The organism is Thalassoglobus sp. JC818 (assembly GCF_040717535.1).
Lineage (GTDB): Bacteria > Planctomycetota > Planctomycetia > Planctomycetales > Planctomycetaceae > Thalassoglobus.
This window is the reverse complement of the sequence record NZ_JBFEFI010000001.1, coordinates 109,704-131,250: the sequence shown is the minus strand read 5'-3', so window position 1 is coordinate 131,250 and position 21,547 is coordinate 109,704. Positions and strand designations below refer to the sequence as shown.

General features: G+C 51.8%; 19 protein-coding genes. 12 read left to right on the top strand and 7 right to left on the bottom strand.

Features of this window, described 5'->3' with window-relative positions; translation table 11 throughout:
* Window positions 1-24: 24 nt before the first annotated feature.
* From AB1L42_RS00490 to AB1L42_RS00475, 4 genes are all read right to left on the bottom strand, one after another.
* Window positions 25-831 (bottom strand): DUF4198 domain-containing protein, encoded by an 807-nt coding sequence (locus tag AB1L42_RS00490; RefSeq protein WP_367050018.1) that lies wholly within the window; start codon window positions 829-831, stop codon window positions 25-27.
* A 35-nt stretch (window positions 832-866) separates the two neighbouring features.
* The gene (locus AB1L42_RS00485) at window positions 867-1,445 is read right to left on the bottom strand and encodes a DUF2271 domain-containing protein (RefSeq protein WP_367050016.1); all 579 of its coding nucleotides are present in this window, start codon (window positions 1,443-1,445) and stop codon (window positions 867-869) included.
* Between the two features lie 105 nt (window positions 1,446-1,550).
* Window positions 1,551-1,880 (bottom strand): hypothetical protein, encoded by a 330-nt coding sequence (locus AB1L42_RS00480; RefSeq protein ID WP_367050013.1) that lies wholly within the window; start codon window positions 1,878-1,880, stop codon window positions 1,551-1,553.
* A gap of 316 nt (window positions 1,881-2,196) precedes the next feature.
* Complete coding sequence (locus AB1L42_RS00475) at window positions 2,197-3,204, bottom strand: DUF1559 domain-containing protein (RefSeq protein WP_367050011.1); 1,008 nt, start codon at window positions 3,202-3,204, stop codon at window positions 2,197-2,199.
* A 569-nt stretch (window positions 3,205-3,773) separates the two neighbouring features.
* Here AB1L42_RS00475 and AB1L42_RS00470 point away from each other — a divergent pair.
* From AB1L42_RS00470 to AB1L42_RS00430, 9 genes are all read left to right on the top strand, one after another.
* Window positions 3,774-4,889, top strand: a complete 1,116-nt coding sequence (locus tag AB1L42_RS00470) for a hypothetical protein (RefSeq protein ID WP_367050009.1) — start codon at window positions 3,774-3,776, stop codon at window positions 4,887-4,889.
* Complete coding sequence (locus AB1L42_RS00465; RefSeq protein WP_367050007.1) at window positions 4,886-5,737, top strand: hypothetical protein; 852 nt, start codon at window positions 4,886-4,888, stop codon at window positions 5,735-5,737. The genes AB1L42_RS00470 and AB1L42_RS00465 overlap by 4 nt, the downstream gene beginning before the upstream one ends.
* 390 nt (window positions 5,738-6,127) lie before the next feature.
* A complete protein-coding gene (locus AB1L42_RS00460) occupies window positions 6,128-6,874 on the top strand; it encodes a hypothetical protein (RefSeq protein ID WP_367050005.1) in 747 nt (248 codons plus the stop codon).
* A gap of 245 nt (window positions 6,875-7,119) precedes the next feature.
* The gene (locus tag AB1L42_RS00455) at window positions 7,120-8,451 is read left to right on the top strand and encodes a PQQ-binding-like beta-propeller repeat protein (protein WP_367050003.1); all 1,332 of its coding nucleotides are present in this window, start codon (window positions 7,120-7,122) and stop codon (window positions 8,449-8,451) included.
* Between the two features lie 231 nt (window positions 8,452-8,682).
* On the top strand, window positions 8,683-10,239 hold the full coding sequence (locus AB1L42_RS00450; protein WP_367050001.1) for a DUF2271 domain-containing protein: 1,557 nt from the start codon (window positions 8,683-8,685) through the stop codon (window positions 10,237-10,239).
* 76 nt (window positions 10,240-10,315) lie between these two features.
* Window positions 10,316-11,002, top strand: coding sequence for a PepSY-associated TM helix domain-containing protein (locus tag AB1L42_RS00445; protein WP_367049999.1), 687 nt, complete (start codon window positions 10,316-10,318; stop codon window positions 11,000-11,002).
* Between the two features lie 581 nt (window positions 11,003-11,583).
* Window positions 11,584-13,617: a hypothetical protein gene (locus AB1L42_RS00440; protein ID WP_367049997.1), complete on the top strand. Its 2,034-nt coding sequence runs from the start codon at window positions 11,584-11,586 to the stop codon at window positions 13,615-13,617.
* Between the two features lie 144 nt (window positions 13,618-13,761).
* Window positions 13,762-14,871: an amidohydrolase family protein gene (locus AB1L42_RS00435; RefSeq protein WP_367049995.1), complete on the top strand. Its 1,110-nt coding sequence runs from the start codon at window positions 13,762-13,764 to the stop codon at window positions 14,869-14,871.
* Between the two features lie 181 nt (window positions 14,872-15,052).
* Window positions 15,053-15,505: a hypothetical protein gene (locus tag AB1L42_RS00430; RefSeq protein WP_367049993.1), complete on the top strand. Its 453-nt coding sequence runs from the start codon at window positions 15,053-15,055 to the stop codon at window positions 15,503-15,505.
* 43 nt (window positions 15,506-15,548) lie between these two features.
* Here the strand turns inward: AB1L42_RS00430 and AB1L42_RS00425 are convergent, their stop codons facing one another.
* The 3 genes from AB1L42_RS00425 to AB1L42_RS00415 all read right to left on the bottom strand — a co-directional run bounded on the left by AB1L42_RS00425 (window position 15,549) and on the right by AB1L42_RS00415 (window position 19,061).
* Window positions 15,549-16,688, bottom strand: coding sequence for a hypothetical protein (locus AB1L42_RS00425; RefSeq protein WP_367049991.1), 1,140 nt, complete (start codon window positions 16,686-16,688; stop codon window positions 15,549-15,551).
* Between the two features lie 183 nt (window positions 16,689-16,871).
* On the bottom strand, window positions 16,872-18,215 hold the full coding sequence (locus AB1L42_RS00420) for a sulfatase-like hydrolase/transferase (protein WP_367051673.1): 1,344 nt from the start codon (window positions 18,213-18,215) through the stop codon (window positions 16,872-16,874).
* 285 nt (window positions 18,216-18,500) lie between these two features.
* Window positions 18,501-19,061 (bottom strand): TetR/AcrR family transcriptional regulator, encoded by a 561-nt coding sequence (locus AB1L42_RS00415; RefSeq protein WP_367049989.1) that lies wholly within the window; start codon window positions 19,059-19,061, stop codon window positions 18,501-18,503.
* 352 nt (window positions 19,062-19,413) lie between these two features.
* Between AB1L42_RS00415 and AB1L42_RS00410 the strand changes: the two genes are divergently transcribed.
* From AB1L42_RS00410 to AB1L42_RS00400, 3 genes are all read left to right on the top strand, one after another.
* Window positions 19,414-20,421, top strand: coding sequence for an NAD(P)-dependent alcohol dehydrogenase (locus AB1L42_RS00410; RefSeq protein WP_367049987.1), 1,008 nt, complete (start codon window positions 19,414-19,416; stop codon window positions 20,419-20,421).
* Between the two features lie 89 nt (window positions 20,422-20,510).
* Window positions 20,511-21,020 (top strand): peroxiredoxin-like family protein, encoded by a 510-nt coding sequence (locus AB1L42_RS00405; RefSeq protein WP_367049985.1) that lies wholly within the window; start codon window positions 20,511-20,513, stop codon window positions 21,018-21,020.
* A 192-nt stretch (window positions 21,021-21,212) separates the two neighbouring features.
* Window positions 21,213-21,542 carry a multidrug efflux SMR transporter gene (locus AB1L42_RS00400; protein ID WP_367049983.1) on the top strand — a complete coding sequence of 110 codons (330 nt, stop codon included), beginning with the start codon at window positions 21,213-21,215 and terminating at the stop codon, window positions 21,540-21,542.
* Window positions 21,543-21,547: the final 5 nt, after the last annotated feature.

Here is a 21,547-nt window from a genome sequence, read left to right as displayed (position 1 = left end):
CCAGCCTATTTCGGAAGATCTAAGTTACTCAGGCAGAACTTCGAGAGTCGCGGAGTAGACCAGGTAGCGGACTTCAGCTTGCTCGAGTGAGGTTTTGTCATCTTGAGCTGAAGTGGAAATCCAATACATCCCTGGCTTATCCCAACTCACGGTGAACTCACCGTGGGCATTGGTTGTGACTTTCTTTTCTTCCAGTTGATTGCGGTAACGAGTTCCTCCGCGGATCACGGACAATTGAAGTCCTTCTTGAGGTTCGCCGTTGACCAACATTCGGAAAGTCGCGTCTTCGCCGACGTACAGATCGTTAGGGTGAGTGACAGGAATCATTTCCAGTCCGTCACCGATTGGTGTCATCGCTTCTGTCGTCGGGCTATTCTTGGTGACGAAAGTTTCAAGGCGACCGAGGCTCTCCGAGACCTGAAAATTCGTTGCGTCATCTGGCACAGCATCTTTGACTTCACTCGGCAGTCCCCGCCATCGACGACGTTCGCCATCTTTTTCCCAGGACGCGAAGCAGAACTTGCTCATCAAAGCGATGCGATAGGTTCCGTTCTGTGTGAGTTCGAGATCGAAAACACTGCGGTATTTTCCCATCGACTTGTTGACTGCTTCCGCCTCTGATCCATCGGGAGCGACGATCTCAAGGAATTGCAGCGGCAGCGGAACGTGATTGAAGTAGAACAAGTCGTTCGAGGCACACGCGTCGACGGTGACCCACGCATCATCCCCAGCGAATTGTGTTTGGGATGGAAGAATCCAGAGTTTGTGAGCGAGGCACGTGTTGCTCAGAACGGTCAACATCACGAGTGTTGTTGCGAATCGTTGAATCATCGTCTTCTCTCAATGTAGGAAAGGATGGTCGAAGTTTAGTTGTTGGCAGGTGCTGAAACCTCGAGGGTGATCGAGCCGAGTTCAGTCTCACCCGATTCTTGAGCCTGCTGCGTTGCTTTTGGTGGCCACTGAAACGGGAGTCGGAGCATTTCACGTCCGCCGACTTCACGAGTTGCTTCGACCACCAGACTGTAATCTCCCGGCTTCAATTGCTTGATCTGGTCTTCAGTCACGCGAATCCGGTGTTCGCCGACTCCGCGAGTCGCGCCAGAGACGGCATCGACAGATTCGTCCATCTCACGTCCACCTCGCCGCCACCATTGGCGAAGGTCGGGGAGCCATTTCTCGCCGTGCCCTTCGTCGTTGATGCCCTGTTGGTACCAGACAGCGATGTGCTCCACTAGGGTACGTGACTCGTCTTCAATCCAAACTGCTACATAAGGTCGGTGGTATTCGCGAACTCTGATTCGCGGGAGCTCCACGCTGATCAGCATCGGAACGTCATTTCGCGACGCCGGTTCTTCAGCGAAACTTCGTAGCTGTGTATTTCTGCAGAGCGTTGGGAGGAAAAGGAATAGGCTGAAGCCTAAGATTGCCAAACGCTTGGAGGCCATAGCTTGGCTCATTATGTCATCCTGGAGAAAGTGAATCTTCATACTGCGCTAAATTGGGAAGCGTTGATCAGGCTTCGTGAACAAATTCTCAGACGAGTACACGAACTAATAGTTGAGCGACCCCTTGCCCTTTTTGCCTTTCGAATTTGTCCACTGATATTCGATCTTGCCGGGCGTTTGTTCGATTGTGATTTCGTAAGAAGTCTTCTTTCCATCTGTCCCGGTAGCGGTGTAATTGCCATTTCCGGTGGGCGTCAGTTCCATGGACATCAACTTCAAATCTTCCGCGAGGAGAAACCGGATCTGTGATTCTTTTGCAAGTCCAGCAGCGGTTGCTTCGACGTCAGACTCTGATGGCTGAGCGACTTCGTTCCCGCCGCATCCAACCAAGAGAGTTAAGGTCAGTAGTGAGCTGAGTAGTCTGTGTTTCATCATTCTTTGATTCAAGTAAACTGATCGATCAAGAGAACGCTGGAAAGAGTCATTCGATCGGGTTGGTATGTTCAGTCACGGCATTCGGGTTGATGCCAGAGACGCTGGCATTGAGGTACCAACGTCTCTGTCGATTCATTTCCAGTCAGCGTGAAACTGGAGCGAAAGTTCCTCTTCCGTTCCGAACAAGAGGCTCTGTATGGCATGACGTATTGATGATGACGAACAGAGCAAACTCGTTTGTTTTGCAGTCAATCAACCCTCAGGACGAGAGAGCTCCTGTCGCTGAGGTTCGTCCCCGAAAAGCACACGCAATGCGTTAGAACGGCGTTTCGACTTCGCCACCACCGGCTGTCCATGCACCCCGATAGACATCGCGATCGACGGAATCACTGATGAAGTGGACACTGCCGTCCATCATCAGGAACTGGGCTCCCCCGGTGTGGTAACTACGGGCTGCAGTTGCTTTGGAAGATCCGTAGGCAGCGTCAGGAATATCGTTGTTTGGAGTGAGGTATCCGTTCATGACGCAACCGCCAGGAATGACTGCTCGCAACCAAGATGTCAGGCGATAGCCGTCTGTGTTTTGGTATGGAGGTGGTAGTTCAACAGCGTCGTAGGGCTGTGCGACAAAATACATTCGGTAGAGGCGGACGTCGTTGTTCGTTCCTGTGGTATCGCTTCCGGGGCCGCGTGTTGACTCGGCGAAGGCGATTGTATTGGACGTGCCGTCGATGCAGTCCCGAATTCGCGTGCTTGATGAGCACCAGAAAAGTCCGTTGTTGCGATTGATCGGATGGAGTTGGTTGGTTCCATCATCGCGGCCATCGCCACCATTGGCGGCATAATTCGTCCCGGCGTATTCAAAAGTGTTTTGAAATGGTTCGATCGCCACGGGAGGGGCTGGATCGCTGGGGCACAGAAACATTGGAACGACTGTCTTCGCGACCGGCACCATTTCATCTGGAAGTGGTTGTGCGGCGGGATGTCCAAGATGGAGGTCCCAGTCGATGAGATTCTGCAGATTGGCCTGATCACAGTACGGCAGGAGACGAGCCAGCGGCGAAAAATCGTCGGGGTACCCTGCTTCCAAGGTGTTGCCCGCACTGGGGAGAGTTTCCGCATATGTGCTCATGTAGTTGTGCAGAGCCAGACCGATTTGCTTCATGTTGTTCTTGCACTGAGTTCGTCGTGCAGCTTCGCGGGCTTGCTGGACAGCTGGGAGGAGCAGTGCAATCAGAATCGCGATAATCGCGATGACGACGAGCAATTCGATGAGCGTGAAGGCGGGTCGTTTAGGTGGGCCGCTTGTAGAAACGGGACGCATGTGAGGAATTCCTGATCTAAAGAGGTAGCTTCGTGCGAGCTAAAAAAGCGGTGGACCGAGAGTGAGTTTTCGAACAAGTGCCACTAGTGTTAATTGACACTGAGTCTCAGTTGCAGGACTCTAGTGTCGTCTGCTTGCGAGTGCAAGGGGTTGTGAGCAATTTTCAGCCGGAGAGTTCTGTTTCGAAGCTGGAAGCAAATCACACGCCATGCCTGCAGATACGATCACTTCAAAGTCACGGAGGTGGTCAAACTGCAGTTGCGTTCACCTGGTTGTCAGAAGACCGCTGTTGTGTGAATCAGTTCGGCGGGCCATGTGGAGTTCTCTTCGCGTCGAGTGCTTGTTGTCTGTGGCGGAATTTTCGCCAAGAGTGGCGAGTGCACTGTCGTTGGCCATCGAGCATTGCTGTTGAAGTACTGGGAATCCACGTTTTACCCATTGGAACAAACCTTGCGTTAAAAATGCTCTCACCGATTTGTGCTGCTTTCCCCGATCGCCTGTAGAATGGATGGCCGTTGTCGTTCAGGCATGTGCGGGAAACTTGCTTCGAAGAAAAAGGTCGAAACTAGATGATCTCAAATCTCGTACTCACAATTGCGATTGCTGCATTGCCGGCGCAGGTCCAGGAGTCTTCTGGTTCTGTTGAATCACGGCGAAGCGAAGTTGTTCAGAAAGGCTTTGCCTTTTTGAGGGATCAAGGGCAAGCGGAAGACGGATCCGTTTCTCCGCAAGTCGGTTCGGGGGTGACTTCGCTGGCAGTTGCAGCTGGATTGAAGAATGGACTTTCGTTAGATGACCCGCTCGTTTCGCGTGGGCTGTCCTATCTTGAAAGCAAGATTCAGGCGGATGGTGGAATCTACGCGAGCGACCGGTTACGGAACTATGAAACGTGTGTCGCAATAATGGCTCTCGCGGAAGCAAATTCGGTCGCAGGCGACGGTCGCTACAATACTGCCTTGAAGAACGCTGGCAGATTTATTCGTGGTCTCCAGGTAGGCGTTGATGATGGAGTCTCCGAATCGGACTCACATTTTGGAGGTGTTGGCTACAGCGGCAAGGAACGGCCGGATCTTTCGAACACTGGATTCTTCATCGAAGCCCTGAGGTCGTTGGATACTCCTCCGGACGATCCTGCAATTCTCCGAGCGTTGGTGTTCGTGTCTCGATGCCAAAATCTTGACGCCCAGTGGAACGACACCGTTTTCGCTGACAAGGTGAAAGATGGGGGGTTCTACTACGTCATTCCCACTGAAGCCGTCGATCCTTCATCGTCCGAACGATACACCGAGAACGGCGGTCTCAGAAGTTACGGTTCGATGACGTACGCCGGGTTCAAGAGTCTGGTTTATGCGGGACTTGAGAAAGATGACCCACGAGCGAAAGCTGCACTGGAATGGATTGCTGCCAACTACTCTTTGCAGGAGAATCCAGGGCAAGGGATTGCAGGGTTGTACTACTACTTCCACACATTTGGGACCGCATTGGATGCGTCGGATCTGGAAGTGATTGCAACTCCTGAAGGAAATCGAAACTGGCGGTCGGACTTGGTCCTTCATCTCGAGGAATCGCAGCGGCCGGATGGCTCTTGGGTAAATGAGAATCGGCAGTGGTTCGAGAATGATGCAAATCTCTGTACAGCGTTTGCATTACTGTCACTCTCCCATGCAAAAGGTACCGGAGAATGACGAACGCCGACTCGGCGCAGCGTGAGAGGACGCCCGGCAGTGACAACCTGTTGCCTGGTCTGAAAAACTGGCTGAATTGGCAGCACGGTGTCGTTCTGTTGGTCGTCCTGAATGCTCTTTTGTTGGTTGGTGTCTTCGCTTGGGTCTATTTCGATGCGGAAGCTCCATCCCGATCCGGACCCTTCTTGAATGGGTTTCGTTGGTGGTCTCAACCGTGGGGTGAGTACGTTCCAGTTGTTGCGGACGTGGTGGACTCTGATGAGTCTTACGGCGCTGCGATGCTCAGCGTGTTGCTTGCTTGCCTGTCACTGTTTCTGGGTGTGATGTCGCTGCGGGTTGGCCGATGGCGCCAACGGGCTGCGGTTTCGGTGATTGCGTGTGTTCTGGCGGTTGGGTGGCTGTTCATTGGATGGAATTGGGATGTGTTGCGACTTCGTGGGAAGGGGCTGAAACTGACAGGCGACCTTATTGCAGTCCGGGAGTTCGCAGTTCAGCTGGAAAGTGACTGGCCAGATCAAGATGGTGAGATCGAAGGCTTTGGGGCATTCCTCGCTTATCCCTATGGATCACCGCGTACGTTATTGACGCTTGGCGAAACCTGTGTGCCGGGAACCGGATTGCGCGTCGCTGCTGTGGAGCGCACACCTGGAGAGTCCATCCGGTTTCAGCTGTCCGGTGGCAAAGGCGATCTTTGGTTTGAGTGGCGCAGTGAAGGCACCGTGCCGACGGGTTTCACGGGAGGCTTGCAACAGGGCTACACGCCAAAGGCCTACTTCGAGGTCTCGGACCAGCTCTTTCTGGTTCGATACGTGCCTTTTGGTTCCGTGGTCGTGGCAGAAGCAATATAGGCCGACAATCATGGCTTCAGGCTGACCTGCCATGCGGCCGATTTCGTAATTGCGAGCCATTTGTTCGAAAAGTTTCGGGATATGCCTCTTCAGTTCGTCCCACAACTTGACAAACACGCATCTTTGTTGAGAATGAGTCTCAGTTGCATCAAGTGGCCTTCGGGCCGTGTTTCTCTGCTTAACTGTCCAGTTTGTATAGGTATCGGCTCAAAGGGTCGGCCACTCAAACTCGAAAAATCAGCCAGCCACCCAGGGCCATTTGCCCAGGCAGCCAGCAATTTATTGTGTCAGAAGAAATTCATTCTGCTTTGAGCAGCTTGAATTCAGGTGTCATCTGAAAGTTGACAACGGTGAATGTTTCCATCGGTTAGTACTTCTTGGAATGACAGTATGATGACTGGCTTGTTCGAAGATGCTCTTAAAGCCTATGAGGCAGGCGAGTTTGAGAATTCACTTCTGTTGATCAAAGAATTCCTTCGTCGTAAGAAGGAAGACGGTCGCGGATGGGAGCTGCTCGGTCTCATTCAATATAGTCGCGGGCGAATCGCTGTTTCTGTCTCTGCGATTGAACGAGCCACTCTTTATGTGCCTCTGCGATCCGTGACTCGTGTTTGCCTTGCTCTGGGGTATGCGAGAGTCGGACAGGAGGAACTTGGACGCGATCTCTTGGTCGACTTAGTCAACGAACCTGTACTCACAACGGAGTTGTTACTGCAGGTGGCGGCGGGACTGGACTCGCTCGGTGAACCGGGGTTCGCGCTTCAAGCAGCTCGCACTGCGACAGAAAAGGACCCCGATCATGCTCAGGCGTTTTATGATCTGGGATACTATGTCGGCCGGTGCGGATATCCATCAAGTGTTATTGAGGCATTGGCTCGTCACGCGATTTCGCTGGAACCGGAACGGGCTTGCTATCGCATTGGACTGGCGAAACTGCTCGTTGGCCAGCAGAGAGAAGATGCTGCTTACGAACTGGTTCGAGACCTTTCTATCGAGCAGATCAAACAGGTGAATTGTCACAAGTGTTTGCAGCGAATTGTTGAGCTGTATCAGAGTGTCGGTGACTACCGACGGGTGATTTTGTGTCGTGAGAAGCTACTTCAACTCGAACTGAGAGAGTATCTGAGCGACTGCTGACAAGTGTTCGCATCGATATGTGAAAGGATTGATTCGAGATGGACTCATTCGAATTACTCGCATTGCATCTGGAAATATTCCTGGCGGTAGGCATCTTCATGATGCTCTGTAAAGCTGTTCACTTCTCAGTTCAACGGCGACTAACACGCTTCAAGCCACGCAGTCGTCAGTTCCCTCCGGTGGCTGCGCTAAATAGAACGAGCATCGGAAGTCAACAATTTACTGGAATGTTTGGGAGAACCCGCGTGACAAACGATTTTCGTCAGATCAACACCCGCATGCTCGGTGATCTTCATCAAGTCATTGTGCTTACTTCACTGTTGTCGCTGCTTATCGGTAATCGCTCCGCCGCATCGGACGACTGGAGTTCGTTTCAAGACGGGGGAAGAGTGCAACGCACAGGTGAATCAGGTCACAATGACGAAGGTGAGTACGAACTTGAATGGACAACTGACGTTGAGGGCTATGGGCAGTCCAGCCCGGTAGCCTGGAATGGCGCTCTGTATGTCACTTCTGTTTCCGGTGAGAATAAAGAAACGCTAAGAGTTTCTGCGTTCACATTGGAGACTGGCAAACAACGCTGGAAACATGAGTTTCCGAATGCAACACCGCAGGAAAGCTCCAACTATGTCAGTAAAGCGGCCCCGACACCTGTCGTCGATGAAGCGGGTGTGATCGCCTTTTTTGAAGGTGGCAACGTAATCGCTCTGTCGCATGAGGGGGAAGTCCGCTGGCAGCGAGACCTTGTTGCAGATTACGGCGCGATCGATGCACGGCACGGGATCGGTTCTTCTTTGGAGCAATCGAAGGATTCCGTTTTTGTGTGGGTCGAACGGAGCACCGAGCCTTACATTCTTGCCGTTGATAAATCGACGGGTGAGAACATTTGGAAGGTTGAAGGCTTAGGTGTCACCAGTTGGTCAAGTCCGCGACTCGTTGATGTTGAGAGTGCTCAGCATCTCGTTTTCAGCGGATCGGGAATGCTCGTTGGAATTGATCCGGGCACAGGAGATCGACTGTGGCAATTCGATGAGATTTCCGGAAATACAACACCGACACCAATTCCAGTTGGGAACGGTCAATTTCTGATCGGGGCAACTGATGGTCGCGGAGAGTCTGAATCGGGTAGAGCTGCACAATCGAACGGGATTGTTCAAATCGCCAGGAACTCTAACGGAGACTGGCAAGCGAATTATCTTTGGCAATCCAAACGTGCGACGAGTTCTTTTGGCTCGCCAATCATGGCTGAGGGCCGTTGTTTCTTCATTAACCGCACCGGAGTGATGTATTGTGTCGACGCAAGTTCGGGAGAAGAAATGTACGCCGAACGAGTTGGAGGAAGCGTCTGGGCGACACCGATTGCGATGAATCAACGGATATTTCTTCCACTCAAAGATGGAAAACTCGTCATCGGGGGAATTGGTGATTCGAACGAGATGATTACTGAATTGGAAATTCCTACAGCATCAGAATCTGGCGACACAGAAAATGGTTTAACGATCTATGCAGCCATCCTCGCAGGTGACCGGGTGATCTTACGGACTGGTGAGAAATTGTTCTCTGTCAAAGCTGGTTGAGCGCTACCGATCGCGTTCGAATCCACTTCGAAATTGGATGCGGATGCTGAGTTGGGACCGAAGTGGGGTGCCTCACATGGCCGTTGATCGAGTGATTCCAACGAGCGGATGAAAGAGTTTTCGGAGTGAGTGGACGCAGTGCTAGATTCCAATTTGAATCGAGCAGCCTTCATCGACTCGCTTCCGTTACGACAGCTTCGTTCTTGTTTTTATACAGAAGATCATTATTTCATGAATACGATCAGAACTCTTCTGCCGCTACTGGCCCTCTTCGGTGCTTTGCTGCCAGCAGCTTCTACACTTGCCGAAGAATTTCAGTTCTTCCACGAGAACGTGTTAGGGACATCGTTTGAACTACGTGTCGAAGCCGACTCAAAAGAGTTGGCCGAGCAGGTCGAGTCAACCGTGCTTGCCGAAATCGGTCGTCTTGATCAGGTCTTAAGTCGGTACAAAGTTGATAGCGAGTTGATGCGATGGCAACGCGGAGAGTTAACTGCAGGAGTTTCGGATGACTTGGCGATCGTTCTGACTCAGGCCGAGCAATGGAGGCAGCGCACGGGAGGAGCATTCGACGTTCGCTCCGGTGCGTTCACTGCTGTTTGGAAGCAGGCTGAGAAAGATCAAAAAGTTCCACCACAAGAGCTTCTCGATGGGATCGTTAAACAGCTAGGTTCAAAACCGTGGCAACAGCAGGCGAACAATATTTTCGATCGCAGCGATGATCTTCAAATCAGCCTCGATGGACTTGCCAAAGGCTATATCCTCGATTCTGTCAACCAATTGATCACAACTCGTTTTCCACAGGTGCGGCAGGTGACTGTCAATATTGGTGGGGATCTGCGTAAGACCGGTCAAGAGTCGCTGACAGTTTCTATTGCCGATCCAGCGAATCCAGCAATCGGGGCAACTCCGCTCGCGAAGGTGGAAGTCGTCGGGGAAGTTGGTTTGGCGACGAGTGGAGGCTATCACCGCAACTTCGAAATTGATGGCCACAAACACTCACACATCTTAAACCCGTGTGACGGGCAGCCTGTGAAGGAAGTCGTCAGTGCCACGGTCATTGCGCCCACTGCGATGGAAGCCGACGCAGCTGCGACATCTGTCAGCGTTCTCGGAGTGCGTGAAGGGATTCGATTGATTGAAACCCTCCCGGGTTATGAGTGTTTGATTGCTGACGAACGGGGAATCGTGGCTTTCTCTTCGGGGTGGCCAACGAATGAATCTCGCACGCAGTTAAGCTTTGTTGTGTTTCAAGAAGACGAGGAAGAAGCAGCTGAAGACTCTGTCGAAGAGAAGAAACCGACCAATGGGCTTTTCGTTGACTTCAGTTTGCCGCGGCAATCCGGTGGACGATATCGGCGCCCGTACGTCGCAGTCTGGCTTGAAGACCAAGATGGTTACCCGGTGAAAACATCTGTCTTGTGGATGATGAAAACACAACCGGGGCCAAGGTGGTATCGAGATTTGACTCGCTGGTACCGCAGCGACCGACTTCGAAGAATCGTCGAAGAGACAAATCTGATCGAGACTACTTCCTCGGCGACCCGTGGGGCGGGAGAGTATAGTGCTCACTTCGATGGAACAGACAATTTGGGAAAGAAGCTGCCTCCCGGTCAGTACACACTCTGCCTGGAAGCTGCCCGCGAACACGGGACGTATCAGATTATTCGGAAATCGGTCCAGCTTGGCAGTGATCCAATCGACATTCAGAAACTCGAAGGCAATCAGGAAATCGATCAAGTTTCCTATCGGTATGTGCCATGGTCCAATTCGCAACCCTCGGAATAAACTGTTAAGTTGCCTCCCGCTCTCGATGAGAGCCTCTATCGTTTGAGAATCGATTTCTGCTTGTGGAATTCATTTTATGGTCACGTCAACCGGTCTCGTCGACGAAACTCCGAGACCTGTGCGAAAGCGGAAATTGTATGCAGCGAGCGCAGCTGCATTTCGATGGGTTCACATCTACTTCTCGATGTTCGGTTTCGCCACTCTAATGTTCTTCGCGTTCACTGGGATTACTCTGAACCATCCAACCTGGTTCGGAGCTGGTGAGCAAACGATGCGCGACTTGGATGGACAGATTCCCGATTCGGTCATTGGAATCGTTGTCGAAAGTCCGTCAGGTCCGCAGGACGATGAATCGGAGTTGAATATCACGGTCGACGAGCTTGCCATCGCTGAATGGCTCCGTGCGGAGCATCACCTCAAGGGACGCGTGACCGAATTCGAAGTCGACGAATTTGAGTGTATGATCGTATTCAAAGGGCCGGGCTACGCGGCAGATATTTTCCTCGATCACGAAACCGGGGATTACATGCTGACAGAAACTGCGAGCGGTTTGATGGCTGTGATGAACGACCTGCACAAGGGCCGAGACACGGGAGCGGAATGGAGTCTGGTCATTGATATTTCGGCCATTCTCACGATGCTCCTGTCGATTTCCGGTTTCGGTCTGTTGTTCTACCTGCGTCGCCGCCGACTCTCCGGAGTAATCACCGCATTCGCGGGAACGATTGTTCTCGTCGCTGCATGGGCCATCTGGGTTCCGTAATTCCTTCCGTTGGTGCCATCGAGAGCCACTATGGCAACGGACTCAAGTGTTCGAATCGTCCCTCGTATGTGACCTCTTTCTCGAACCTTCATCCGAATCATTCCGCAAGTGACTCCGGCACTCTGATTCTGGCGAATGACAATCGCTGCTGTCTTGTGCTTAGGTGTGGAGCTATCATTTGAATGAGTCGCTGATTGATCGGATTCCAAAATCAGTGCTCTAGACGCGCCGACCGCTCTCGAAAGCAGTCGAAGATCGAGTTATCGAAGGGCAACTCGCTGAGAGCTTCCTGTAGGTTTTTCTCCCCTGCCCCGTCGTCGTTTCTTTGTCCGGAAGAAGCGTTTGCTTGACCGCATCGCTACAAACTTGAATTGAATCTGCTTTAATATCGGCAGAGAATCGCAGCGATTTGATTGAGAAATGGATGGTCATTATCCCGATTGTGGAGATCGTCAATGCATAAGCATTTCGGCCGGTGGAAAAGGCTCCAGGTTATAGGCGCCTGTTGGACGCTCTCTCTCGTGTTCGCTATTGGGAGTCAAAGTCTTCTCGCCCAGTCTACGAATCAAAGTCGCCACCCTTTGCGGATTCCATCCAATCCGCTTCGATTTGGGGATCGCTCGCTGGAGAGCACGATTCGGACTGACGAACGGTATGGCCACGACGGACTGTTTCAGGGACCAAGAGGCTGGGTTTACTGGAACTATCTGGAGAATCCCAAGCCGATTCAGAATCCCAATCTCTGGCCGGATATGCGGTCGACGTATTTCATCGGACGCTTCGCTCTGCCTGCAGGCAGTTCGATGAACTTGCAAGGAAGCTTTCCGTACGCAAGGTTCTTTCAATTTGCTCTCTACAAATTTGAACGGAATACGTTTGTTGCTTTCGGCGAATCACTCAAAGGGCATGAGATTGAGCCCGACTCCGGTTCGATCAATCCGTTTGTCTCTGGGGAAGATCGATTGAACGAACATCGAGATTTCACCATTCAGGTTCTGGCGAAAGACCCACCCGAGAATCCAGGTCACCGGGGCCCGAATACGTTGTATGTCGGTCGGGAAGGGAAAGAGATTCAAGGCGTGATTCGAATCTATTTGCCCGATCAGGATCAGGACGGAACCGGTTGGGGACCGCCTGCTACATCGTTCGGCGGGCAAGGTTTTCCGACGTACACTGGAAGACTCACTGACGGGACGGAACTCTCGCAAGAACAGGTGATCGAGCAGTTTGGACGGCCGATCGTGGGGGAAACCACACAGCCCATGACCACGGATCAGTGGGTTCAACTCGTGCATGCTGAAGACAACGATCCAGCATTATCTCCAGCGACCGCTCCGGCTCGAAATCCACCCGAGTGGGAGAAGTTCACGACGATTCAGTACGGCGTCGTGGGAGCATTCAAGTCTTCAGAAGATCGCGCCAAAATTCCCTTTGATGGACCTGTTGAAGGAGGAGGCGAAGGCCCCTACCTCGTGACGTATTTGTCACGGAAATTCGGTCCGGTCTATGTCATGAAAGGGAAGATGCCGACGTTTCCCGACACTTATGCGGGCGCCGATGATCGTGGTGCAACGACAATTCCTGAAACGCAGACACAATATTGGTCTCTTGTCAGCTGCGAATCGGTTCCGAGTGGACAAGTCGTTGACGGTCTGACCGATTTCCAGATCCCTCTTGACGAGAATCGCCAATACACAATTGTTGTCAGTCGACCGGAAGACCGACCTGCCAATGCGACGTTTGAGAACGGGGTGGCCTGGGTTCAGTGGAGTCCGCGGGGCGAGGGACTTGCCGATTCTCGAAACCGTTCAGACTTCGGAATGTTGATCTTGCGAATTATGGGCAACAATCCAGGCTGGGCGGAACGTCCGGACAACATTGTCAAAGCTGGCACTGGAAAGAGTGTGATGGGGGAATACTTCCCACGCGGTTTCTATACGACGAAAGAAGAATTCGAGGTCACGATGAATGATGAGCAAGACAGTCAAATCATGATGACAACCGGGAACGGTCAACAGAAATCATTGACGATGCAGAGCTTGAAGGATTCGCGTGGATATTTGTATTGCGAACTCGTCTTCAACTACGGAGAGAATGGAAACGACATTTACAGCACCTCACCTCTCGCCCCAGCCGATCTGGACTGGTGGAACAATCTTGACGTTCAAGAGATCGCCGCGGATTTTGGTGCGAATTCTGTTCAAAAGAACGGACCACAATGGTGGTCGATGGATGAAGTGGGGGTGATGGCCTCTGAACCGGTGGAGGTGGCTGGTATCAAGATGGTCTTTGGAGCCCACCTTCCAGCAGGAACACTGGAGATTCCAAAGTACACGGTGTTCAACCCCGCAAAGTATCAGAACCTACTTTGGAAAGCAGGCAGCTCGATTTACCAACTCATTGATCCCGATGGTCATGTCTACGTTTTGCAAGGACACAAGATTCCGGCCGATCAGCTCGCAACACTGGGCGAGGAGTTTCAGCATCTCCCGGAAGGTTGGAAATATCGTGTACAGCAACTGGACCACGATCTGGTGATGAACCTGACTCCTCGCGAGCCGATTCCTTCAGTTCAGGATGAGTTCCATCAGATTTACATCCGTATCCCGAAATAAGGTCTCGCAGTGTCTCGGAATGCTGCAGAGGATTCCGACTTGTGTCACATTGAGATGAGTCACACTGAGAGTTCGTAATCACGTCGATCGCTGGCGGTTCAAGGCAGCTCAATTCGCAGCCGGTTCATCAACCAGGAAGATTCAATGTATCGCTCCTTGCTGCACTCATTGAAGTGGAGTGTTTTCGTCATTTCGCTGTGCTGTCTTTCACATACAGTGATTGCGGCTGAACCGGAATCCGACGACGACTTTCTCTTTCACGACTCGCACTTTCACCTGACGAACTATGTCCAGGAAGGCCCCAGTTTGTCGGAGTTTCTGAAGCTCATGGATGGTAAGGTGGGGCGAAGCATGGTGTGTGGAATTCCATTGCAGCAACAATGGATGTACGCCAACACCGGAGACTTTGCGCCGACGTACTACACCCAGACCGATGCCCCGCTCTACTATTACTCATTCACCGATGCGATCATCGCTCACGAGTATCTGCGTCTCTCGCCTGAAGAGCGAAAGCGGTTTGATCCCATGATCACCGGATTTAATCCGACCGACATGTATGCCGCCGATCACATTCGTCGAGTTTTGATGACATTTCCTGGAGTCTTTTCAGGTATCGGGGAATTCTCGATCCATAAGGAATTCGTCTCTTCGAAGATCTCGGGCGAAGTCGCCACGCTCGAGAACAAAGCTCTGGATCGTATTCTGGAATTCGCCGCCGAGGTCGGACTGCCGGTTGTCCTGCATTGCGATGTCGACACCCCCTTCCCTCGCCCGGATCAAGATCCCTATATCGTGGTGAAGCTGAAAGAACTTGCCGATCGACATCCCGAGACGACCATCATCTGGGCACACATTGGTTTGGGCCGTGTTGTCAGGCCGGTCAAGGATCAATTAGCGATGGCTGAACGGGGATTACGTGAGCGAGAGTCCAAGAACATCCACTTTGACATTTCATGGGACGAAACCGCGAAGTACCTGGTCGGAAAACCGGAAGCAATTAAAGCAACGGCTGACCTCATCAACCGCTTCCCGACACGCTTTTTATTTGGGACTGATTGTGTCGGGCCGAAAACACAGGACCAGTACCTCGAAGTTTACGAAATGTACCAACCTCTGTTGGCAGAATTGACGCCGGAGTCCAGGCACCTCTTACTCAAAGGAAACTACGAGCGCATTTTCGATCAAGCTCGCCGTCGCGTGAGAGCATGGGAAGCGAAGAATGTTCGACGGGAAACGACTCCCCCGCGTGATTAAGAATGCGACCGACTTGACGCTGCGGAATTGATCGCGTACACCTGTGTTACATGCACAAGATGTGCATGACGGTTGGTTGTGTTTTGGGCAGCCGAACACAGTCAGCAGCGGCAATCATTGAAGAAACCCGCATTTTATCTTCAAGGAGGATGACTCGCCCCTCGACTAGGAGTCAATGACGGTGTTGATCAAACGCAAGCGAATGCTGATGCTGCTTGGGCTGGTGTTTTCGTTATGGACAGCGGGCTTAGCTAGGAGTCTCTCTGCAAAGCAAGACTCTCCCTTGACTGGTCGCTCTTCTGCAGAGAGTGTCTGTATCAACATTCGACTGATAGAAGCAGGTCGTCTGGAAAAATCTCCGAAACCATGCGGCACCAAAATCGTCTATTTCGAAGGATACGGGCCCGCCGATGAGTTGGCCGAATGGCTGTCAACTCGCAAAGAAATTGAAGAGTTGAATCTGATTTGCATCTGCTTCGTCGAATCAGACATTCAAGCCATTTTAAATCTTCCGAATCTGGCGCATCTCAATTTACGTGGGTGTCGATTGACGTCCGATCAGCTCAACAGGTTGAAGTCGCATCGATCCAATCCCACGATCGAACTCAACAGTATCGTCTTGATCTCGGAGTGATTTTACACATCGGATAGAATGACGACATGAGCGGCGTCTCGATCTACTTGCTAAGTTCAAAAGAGAGTTGGCCCATTGACTGGCCGTTGACTTGCAGCGTGAGTCCGTGAGTTCCTGGGTAGAGTTTGTAAGTCGTCGCATTTGCTTTGAGGACGTGCTTCTTTTGGATTGGAACAGTTGATCCCTTTTTCAGATCCAGGTGAAGGAGTTTGTAGACCTTGGGATTGGTGGTCCCATTGGACTTCATGAAGTCGATTACATAGTCGATGAGAACTCGTTCGTCTCGGAGAGCAGAGACGTCAAAAGAGAACTCAACCGCTTCACCGAACTTGATCGCTTGACGTTCGAGTTGAAACTGCTTGACTTCCACCTTGGGATTCGAACGAAAGCCTAAGACTTCGAGAGCCTTCGGATCTCCTTTCTTAATCAGAGTTCGCAGGGCGTGTTTGGTCATCCAGTCCAGTTCTTTGTCGTCCTGAATCGCAAGTTCTCGCCAGCGAGTTAATGTCTCAATTACCACCGAGGGTTCCGACTTGGCGATATCATTCAGGTGATTGGCAACAGAGCGAGTGACATACCGCGTGGGATCTGCATGGAGTGTGTCAAGGATCGGGATTGCTGATGTGTGAGGAATCACGAGTCGGCCGGACCATGGCAATCGGGGACGAGTTCCTTCACTCGCAAGTCGTCTCACATGGTAATTGCGGTCCTTCGCCCACTTGGCTAATTCGGTCATCGTGACTTCAGTATGCTCATTGATAAAGGAGCGGATTGCGTCCTCCATCGAAAACCGCATGGTTAACTGCTTTAGAGTTCGTAGCGAGACTTTGACGTCTTTCTTTCTCAACCCATTTCGGACGACATACTCTCCCAGCGGTGCGAAGATGAAGTCACCGAAGTCGTTGTCGGATTTGGATGGGTCCAACTGTGGCGGAAGTGCAGCTGTGATTTGTTGCGTTGCTATTCGAAAATCATCCGAGACAAAGTTCTCAAGAGTGCTCGCAAGGTGAACGATTCGTTGTTTCAACTCGAGTTTCGTCAGTCCATCCATCGCCCGTCGAACGAAGTTGTTTTTGTCGAATTGCGGGTCAGCAGCCACGAAAAGATCAGCGAGGTAATTGACTCGTTCGGAATTGAAAAGTTGGTCTTTGAGGCTGAACTTCTCTATGGCATTCTCTGTCACAACAAATCCTTTGGTCTTCACGAAGCTGGGGCTGAATCGTTTGCGGGAACTTTACTGCGTTTGGGTGACGAAATCGCACACTGCACGCGAATTTTTCGAGAAGTCGCATTCGAGGAACGGCTTAGTGTAGAGGCTCAAGTCCGTATCTGTGTAGCGAGAGTTGCGATGGGCTGATTCAGTACTTCACTCCTGAGTCAGTGACTTGCGCTCTTCCGAGAAGACATCACCCGTCGGATGATCTGGCAGAGTCGCTTGCCAGTCCTCAAGTTGCTTCTTGAGTTCGATGACGACATCAGCGTTTGACTGTTTGACATCTGTTCGTTCAAGCGGGCTGGCCGCGATGTCGTAGAGCTCGACGTGACTTCCATCAGCGTTACTGACCAGTTTCCAGTTCTTCGAAACAACAGCATATGAAACCCAGTGATCAGGACGATTCTTTGCTGCTGGCCAGCGTGATGGGTATTTCCAGAACAATGGCTTCTCACGCTCCGGAGCTGGAGTTCCTAAGAGGACGGAGACCTGGCTGACACCATCGGGTTGATATCCGATCGGAAATTCGGCACCGGTGATTTCGCAGAAGGTCGGTAGGAGATCGACCGCTGAGATGAGAGACCGATCGTCGACTTTCCCAGCGGCAATTGTTCCCGGCCAGCGTGCGATGAAAGGAACGCCGACACCTCCTTCGAAGAGAGAGGCTTTGAATCCTCGACGACCACCCGTGATGCCTTTCGACGCGGCGATTCCCCAACCGGCTCCGGTTGCTGTGTCGTAACTGAGTGTCAAGTCTGCTTCGTTCGAATCTCGTGCGGGACCGTTATCGGAGCTGAAAATGACAAGTGTGTTCTCGGTCACACCGAGGCGGTCTAAAGCATCCAGAACTTCTCCAATGCGATCGTCGGCGTGAGAAAGGACCGACGCATAGATTTGAGCTGCTCGGTCCTCAATGTGTCGAAATCGCCACTCGTATTTTGGGACGGTATGAAATGGAGTGTGGGGTTCATGCAGCCACAGGTTGACGAAGAAAGGCTTTTCATCTCGCACAGATTCTTCGATGAATTGCACGGTGTGCATTGCGTCTTCATGAACAGGCATCTGCTCGCCGGAACAGTTAAAGACTCCGTACCGATCATAGCCATAGACATCGGGCGTTGGTGAGTCAGGGATCATGTCATTGGCAAGATGCCATTTTCCGAAGTGTGCAGTTGCGTAACCTGCGTCTTGGAGCATTCTCGGAAGCAGAGGGGCCTTTGGCGAAAGCCAATCGGGCATGTTCCGCTTTGCGTTACTCGGCACCCAGGCGAAGTGACCGTCAATGTTGTAGCGGGCGGGAAAGTGCCCGGTCATGACTGCTGTGCGGCTCGGAGAACAAACACCGCTGGCAACCGTAAAGCGATGAAAATCGGTCCCTTCTTCGGCCAGCCGGTCGATGTTGGGAGTCTTCACATAGGGGTGACCGTGACAACTCAAATCGCCCCAGCCCCAGTCGTCTGCGAAGATGAACAGGATGTTCGGCTTTTCCGCTGCCATGGCCCCCGTCAGCGGATAGAAAAGAGAGGACAAGAGTACGAGCGCAGCAAGAATGACTCTCATCGACGGACTTTCATATTGGAACTGAAAAGACGTTTCTTCGCGCGACAACCACTCCACCTAGACAATTGTTTCTGCCAGTGGAGAGGGAGTCGATTGATTCTAAAGATCGCTTTCAGCTCTCGTCAATTTGGCAGAGTCAGACGAATAAGCACAGGAAGTGCTCATCATCTTCAGAAAAACTGAGACGAGTCGAATGGTCACATTCTGATTGAGACCGAGATGTCAGTGCTTAACGACGATCGAATCGATGTAGGCCGCGGCAGCTCTTTTGAAGGCTCGGGTGTCTCCTTTGACTCGACATAGGGTTTGCAACCCCTGCATCATCGCGAAGAAGGCGAGTGCTGCATTTTCTGGCGTTCCTTCGAAATCGAGTGTCTCTTCTTTTCGGCCTTGAATGAAGATCATTGCGAAGCGTCCGGTCGCTGCTTCCGCAGCTTGCTTCAGTTTAGCCAATGCCGTTGGAGTTAAAGCATCTGCTGCGCCGCCGAGTGAAGCGAGGAGGCACGGGCGGTCTTGTTTCAAGCCTGTTTCAAAGACTTTCGCGACTTGTCGCAGCTTCTCAGGAGCGGAAGTGTCCTTCTCGACAATCTCCATATACTGGGGGCCATGTTTCGTGCTGCATCGATCGATCAACGCATCGACGAGTTCCTCCTTGTTCCTGATGTGGTGGAACACGCTGGGCTTGCGCAGTCCAACCGCGTCGGCAATGTCCTGAAACGTAACGGCATTCAGGCCACGACTTTGAACAAGTGATTCGGCTGCATCAAGCAATTTCTCTTTCATGAAGTGATCCTACCAGCCGGTAGGTTGAAGGCAAGACTCTCGAATGGATTCAGTTGACGTAGGCATTGAGGAGTTGGTTTTCCGGAAAGGTAGGAGTTTTTCGTTGATCTGCGGCCGGAGGATGCGTAGGCTACCAACCGATTGGTCGGTTGCTGTGCCAGGGTAAGAATTTGAGCAATTACCGTGAGTTCATAATGCGAAGAGTTTTGGGAATTGTGAATCAGAGGTCGATCCGCTCGTTCGACAATGATTACGTCATTTCGCAGATTCGACGTTGTCAATTCTATGTCCCGGACTACGAACTTGTAGTGATGTTTGAAGGTCACAAAATCTGTCGAAGGGATCGAGTACAATGAACGTCAAAGCTTATGCTGTTTCCAAAGCCGAAGGAGAATTTGAGCCCTTTGAATTTGAATTGGGGGAGATCGACGCCACTCAGGTCGACATCGACGTTGAATCATGCGGAATCTGTCACAGTGACCTTAGCATGGTCGATAATGAATGGAGGATGACACGGTTCCCATTGGTGCCTGGACATGAGGTTGTCGGAAGAGTGAAGGCGGTCGGCGACCATGTTTCCCACTTGAAGGTTGGAGATCGAGTCGGTCTTGGGTGGCACTCGGGATATTGCATGGTGTGTGATCAATGCATGAGCGGCAATCACAATCTGTGTGGTAAGGCTCAACCGACGATCGCGGGGCGTCACGGTGGATTCGCTGACACTGTTCGGGCTGAAGCCGCCAGCGTTGTCAAGATCCCGGACGGACTTGATGCGGCGGAAGCGGGACCCCTGATGTGTGGCGGGATCGCGATGTTCAACCCGATGTTTCAGTCAAATCTGAAACCGACGGACAGCGTCGCCGTCGTGGGGATCGGAGGACTCGGTCACCTTGGATTGAAGTTTGCGAAGGCATGGGGATGTCATGTCACAGCCTTCACTTCCGAATCTAAAGTTCAAGAAGCTCTCGACATGGGAGCCCATGACACGGTGAACTCGCGCGATCCTTCTGCGATCAAAAAGGCTGCAGGTCGCTTCGATCTCGTTCTATCAACAGTCAACGTCCCGCTCGACTGGAATGCGATTCTGGCCACTCTGAAACCGCATGGAAGTTTGCAGCTTCCTGGGGCAGTGACCCAACCTTTGGATGTCAATGTTCTTCCTCACATGATGTTTAAGAATCTGTCCGTCGGGTCATCGCCGGTTGGACCGCCTGTTGTGATTCGCAAGATGCTTGACTTCGCTGCGAGACACAACATCGCCCCTGTCACCGAGCACTTTCCCATGAGCAAAGTCAATGATGCCTTCGAGCGACTTCGCAGTGGGAAAGCACGTTTCCGCATCGTGCTTGATCGTGACTGAGTTGCTAGCGGTGCTGTCAATCGGAACTTGAGTTGGCCGCGAAACTAAATCACTTCATTCGTATGAATCTGTGAAGAGGAAGTTCATTAATGGTTAAGCCTCAAACTCAAGTTCCGGAGCTGTCAGTGAAAACTGTTGGCGGTTCAGAATGGACTCTCGCTGATCAGCAGCCTGAGAACTTTACCTTCGTCTTCTTCTATCGCGGCCTTCACTGTCCGATTTGCAAGACGTATCTCCGCAGCATCGATCGAAAAGTTGGTGAACTCAAAGCGATGGGAATCTACGCGGTCGCGATCAGCAGCGACTCTGAGGAACGAGCGACTCGCAGCAAGGACGAATGGAAGATTGAGAATCTACCCGTTGGCTACGGTTTGACAATCGAGAAGGCCCGCGAGTGGGGGCTTTACGTTTCGAAAGCCATCAAATCCGCAGAGCCTGAGATCTTCAGCGAGCCGGGGCTCTTCATTGTACGCCCCAATGGCGAACTCTACGCTGCATCGATTCAAACAATGCCGTTCACTCGGCCCGGCATCGATGAATTGATCTCCGGGTTCAAGTACATCATCGAGAACGAATACCCCGGTCGCGGTGAAGCCTAATTGAGTATTGTCTCTTACCTCTCTGAATCTCTCGCAGCTTGACGCTGGAAGATCCTTCATCTTGAGAAACTTGTAAGCAATCTCACACTCATCGTAAGAATTGAGTTTCGGCGAGTGCAGAGATTCGATGAACATGATCTATTACGATCTCTTTGAGACCAGATTGGATGGGCGATTCGGAGTTGAAGAGATATGGGATGGCTGTGGCTGTTAAGTTCAATTGTTTGTGAAGTAATTGGGACGACGTTTCTCAAACTGGCTTCTGAAGGAGATGAACGCAGCGGTTTATATTCGTTCTGTGTTGTCGTTCTCTACATTGCGTGTTTCGCTCTGCTCGGCGTGGCTATGAGACACTTCCCTCTCAGCACCGTCTATGCGACCTGGTCAGGATTGGGAGTTTCGCTGCTTGCGATCATCGGCGTCATGATGTTCGGAGATCAGATCAATCCTCTCAAAGTTATTTCGCTGGTACTGGTTCTGGTTGGAATCGTGGGACTGAATTTCAGCGGCGTTTCACACTGAGTCAT

Coding starts and splice junctions, on each gene's coding strand:
- AB1L42_RS00420 (WP_367051673.1), bottom strand. CDS start 18,215: ATGGCAGCGGAAAAGCCGAACATCCTGTTCATCTTCGCAGACGACTGG.
- AB1L42_RS00465 (WP_367050007.1), top strand. CDS start 4,886: ATGACGAACGCCGACTCGGCGCAGCGTGAGAGGACGCCCGGCAGTGAC.
- AB1L42_RS00435 (WP_367049995.1), top strand. CDS start 13,762: ATGTATCGCTCCTTGCTGCACTCATTGAAGTGGAGTGTTTTCGTCATT.
- AB1L42_RS00410 (WP_367049987.1), top strand. CDS start 19,414: ATGAACGTCAAAGCTTATGCTGTTTCCAAAGCCGAAGGAGAATTTGAG.
- AB1L42_RS00460 (WP_367050005.1), top strand. CDS start 6,128: ATGATGACTGGCTTGTTCGAAGATGCTCTTAAAGCCTATGAGGCAGGC.
- AB1L42_RS00475 (WP_367050011.1), bottom strand. CDS start 3,204: ATGCGTCCCGTTTCTACAAGCGGCCCACCTAAACGACCCGCCTTCACG.
- AB1L42_RS00415 (WP_367049989.1), bottom strand. CDS start 19,061: ATGAAAGAGAAATTGCTTGATGCAGCCGAATCACTTGTTCAAAGTCGT.
- AB1L42_RS00400 (WP_367049983.1), top strand. CDS start 21,213: ATGGGATGGCTGTGGCTGTTAAGTTCAATTGTTTGTGAAGTAATTGGG.
- AB1L42_RS00405 (WP_367049985.1), top strand. CDS start 20,511: ATGGTTAAGCCTCAAACTCAAGTTCCGGAGCTGTCAGTGAAAACTGTT.
- AB1L42_RS00485 (WP_367050016.1), bottom strand. CDS start 1,445: ATGGCCTCCAAGCGTTTGGCAATCTTAGGCTTCAGCCTATTCCTTTTC.
- AB1L42_RS00480 (WP_367050013.1), bottom strand. CDS start 1,880: ATGATGAAACACAGACTACTCAGCTCACTACTGACCTTAACTCTCTTG.
- AB1L42_RS00450 (WP_367050001.1), top strand. CDS start 8,683: ATGAATACGATCAGAACTCTTCTGCCGCTACTGGCCCTCTTCGGTGCT.
- AB1L42_RS00445 (WP_367049999.1), top strand. CDS start 10,316: ATGGTCACGTCAACCGGTCTCGTCGACGAAACTCCGAGACCTGTGCGA.
- AB1L42_RS00490 (WP_367050018.1), bottom strand. CDS start 831: ATGATTCAACGATTCGCAACAACACTCGTGATGTTGACCGTTCTGAGC.
- AB1L42_RS00470 (WP_367050009.1), top strand. CDS start 3,774: ATGATCTCAAATCTCGTACTCACAATTGCGATTGCTGCATTGCCGGCG.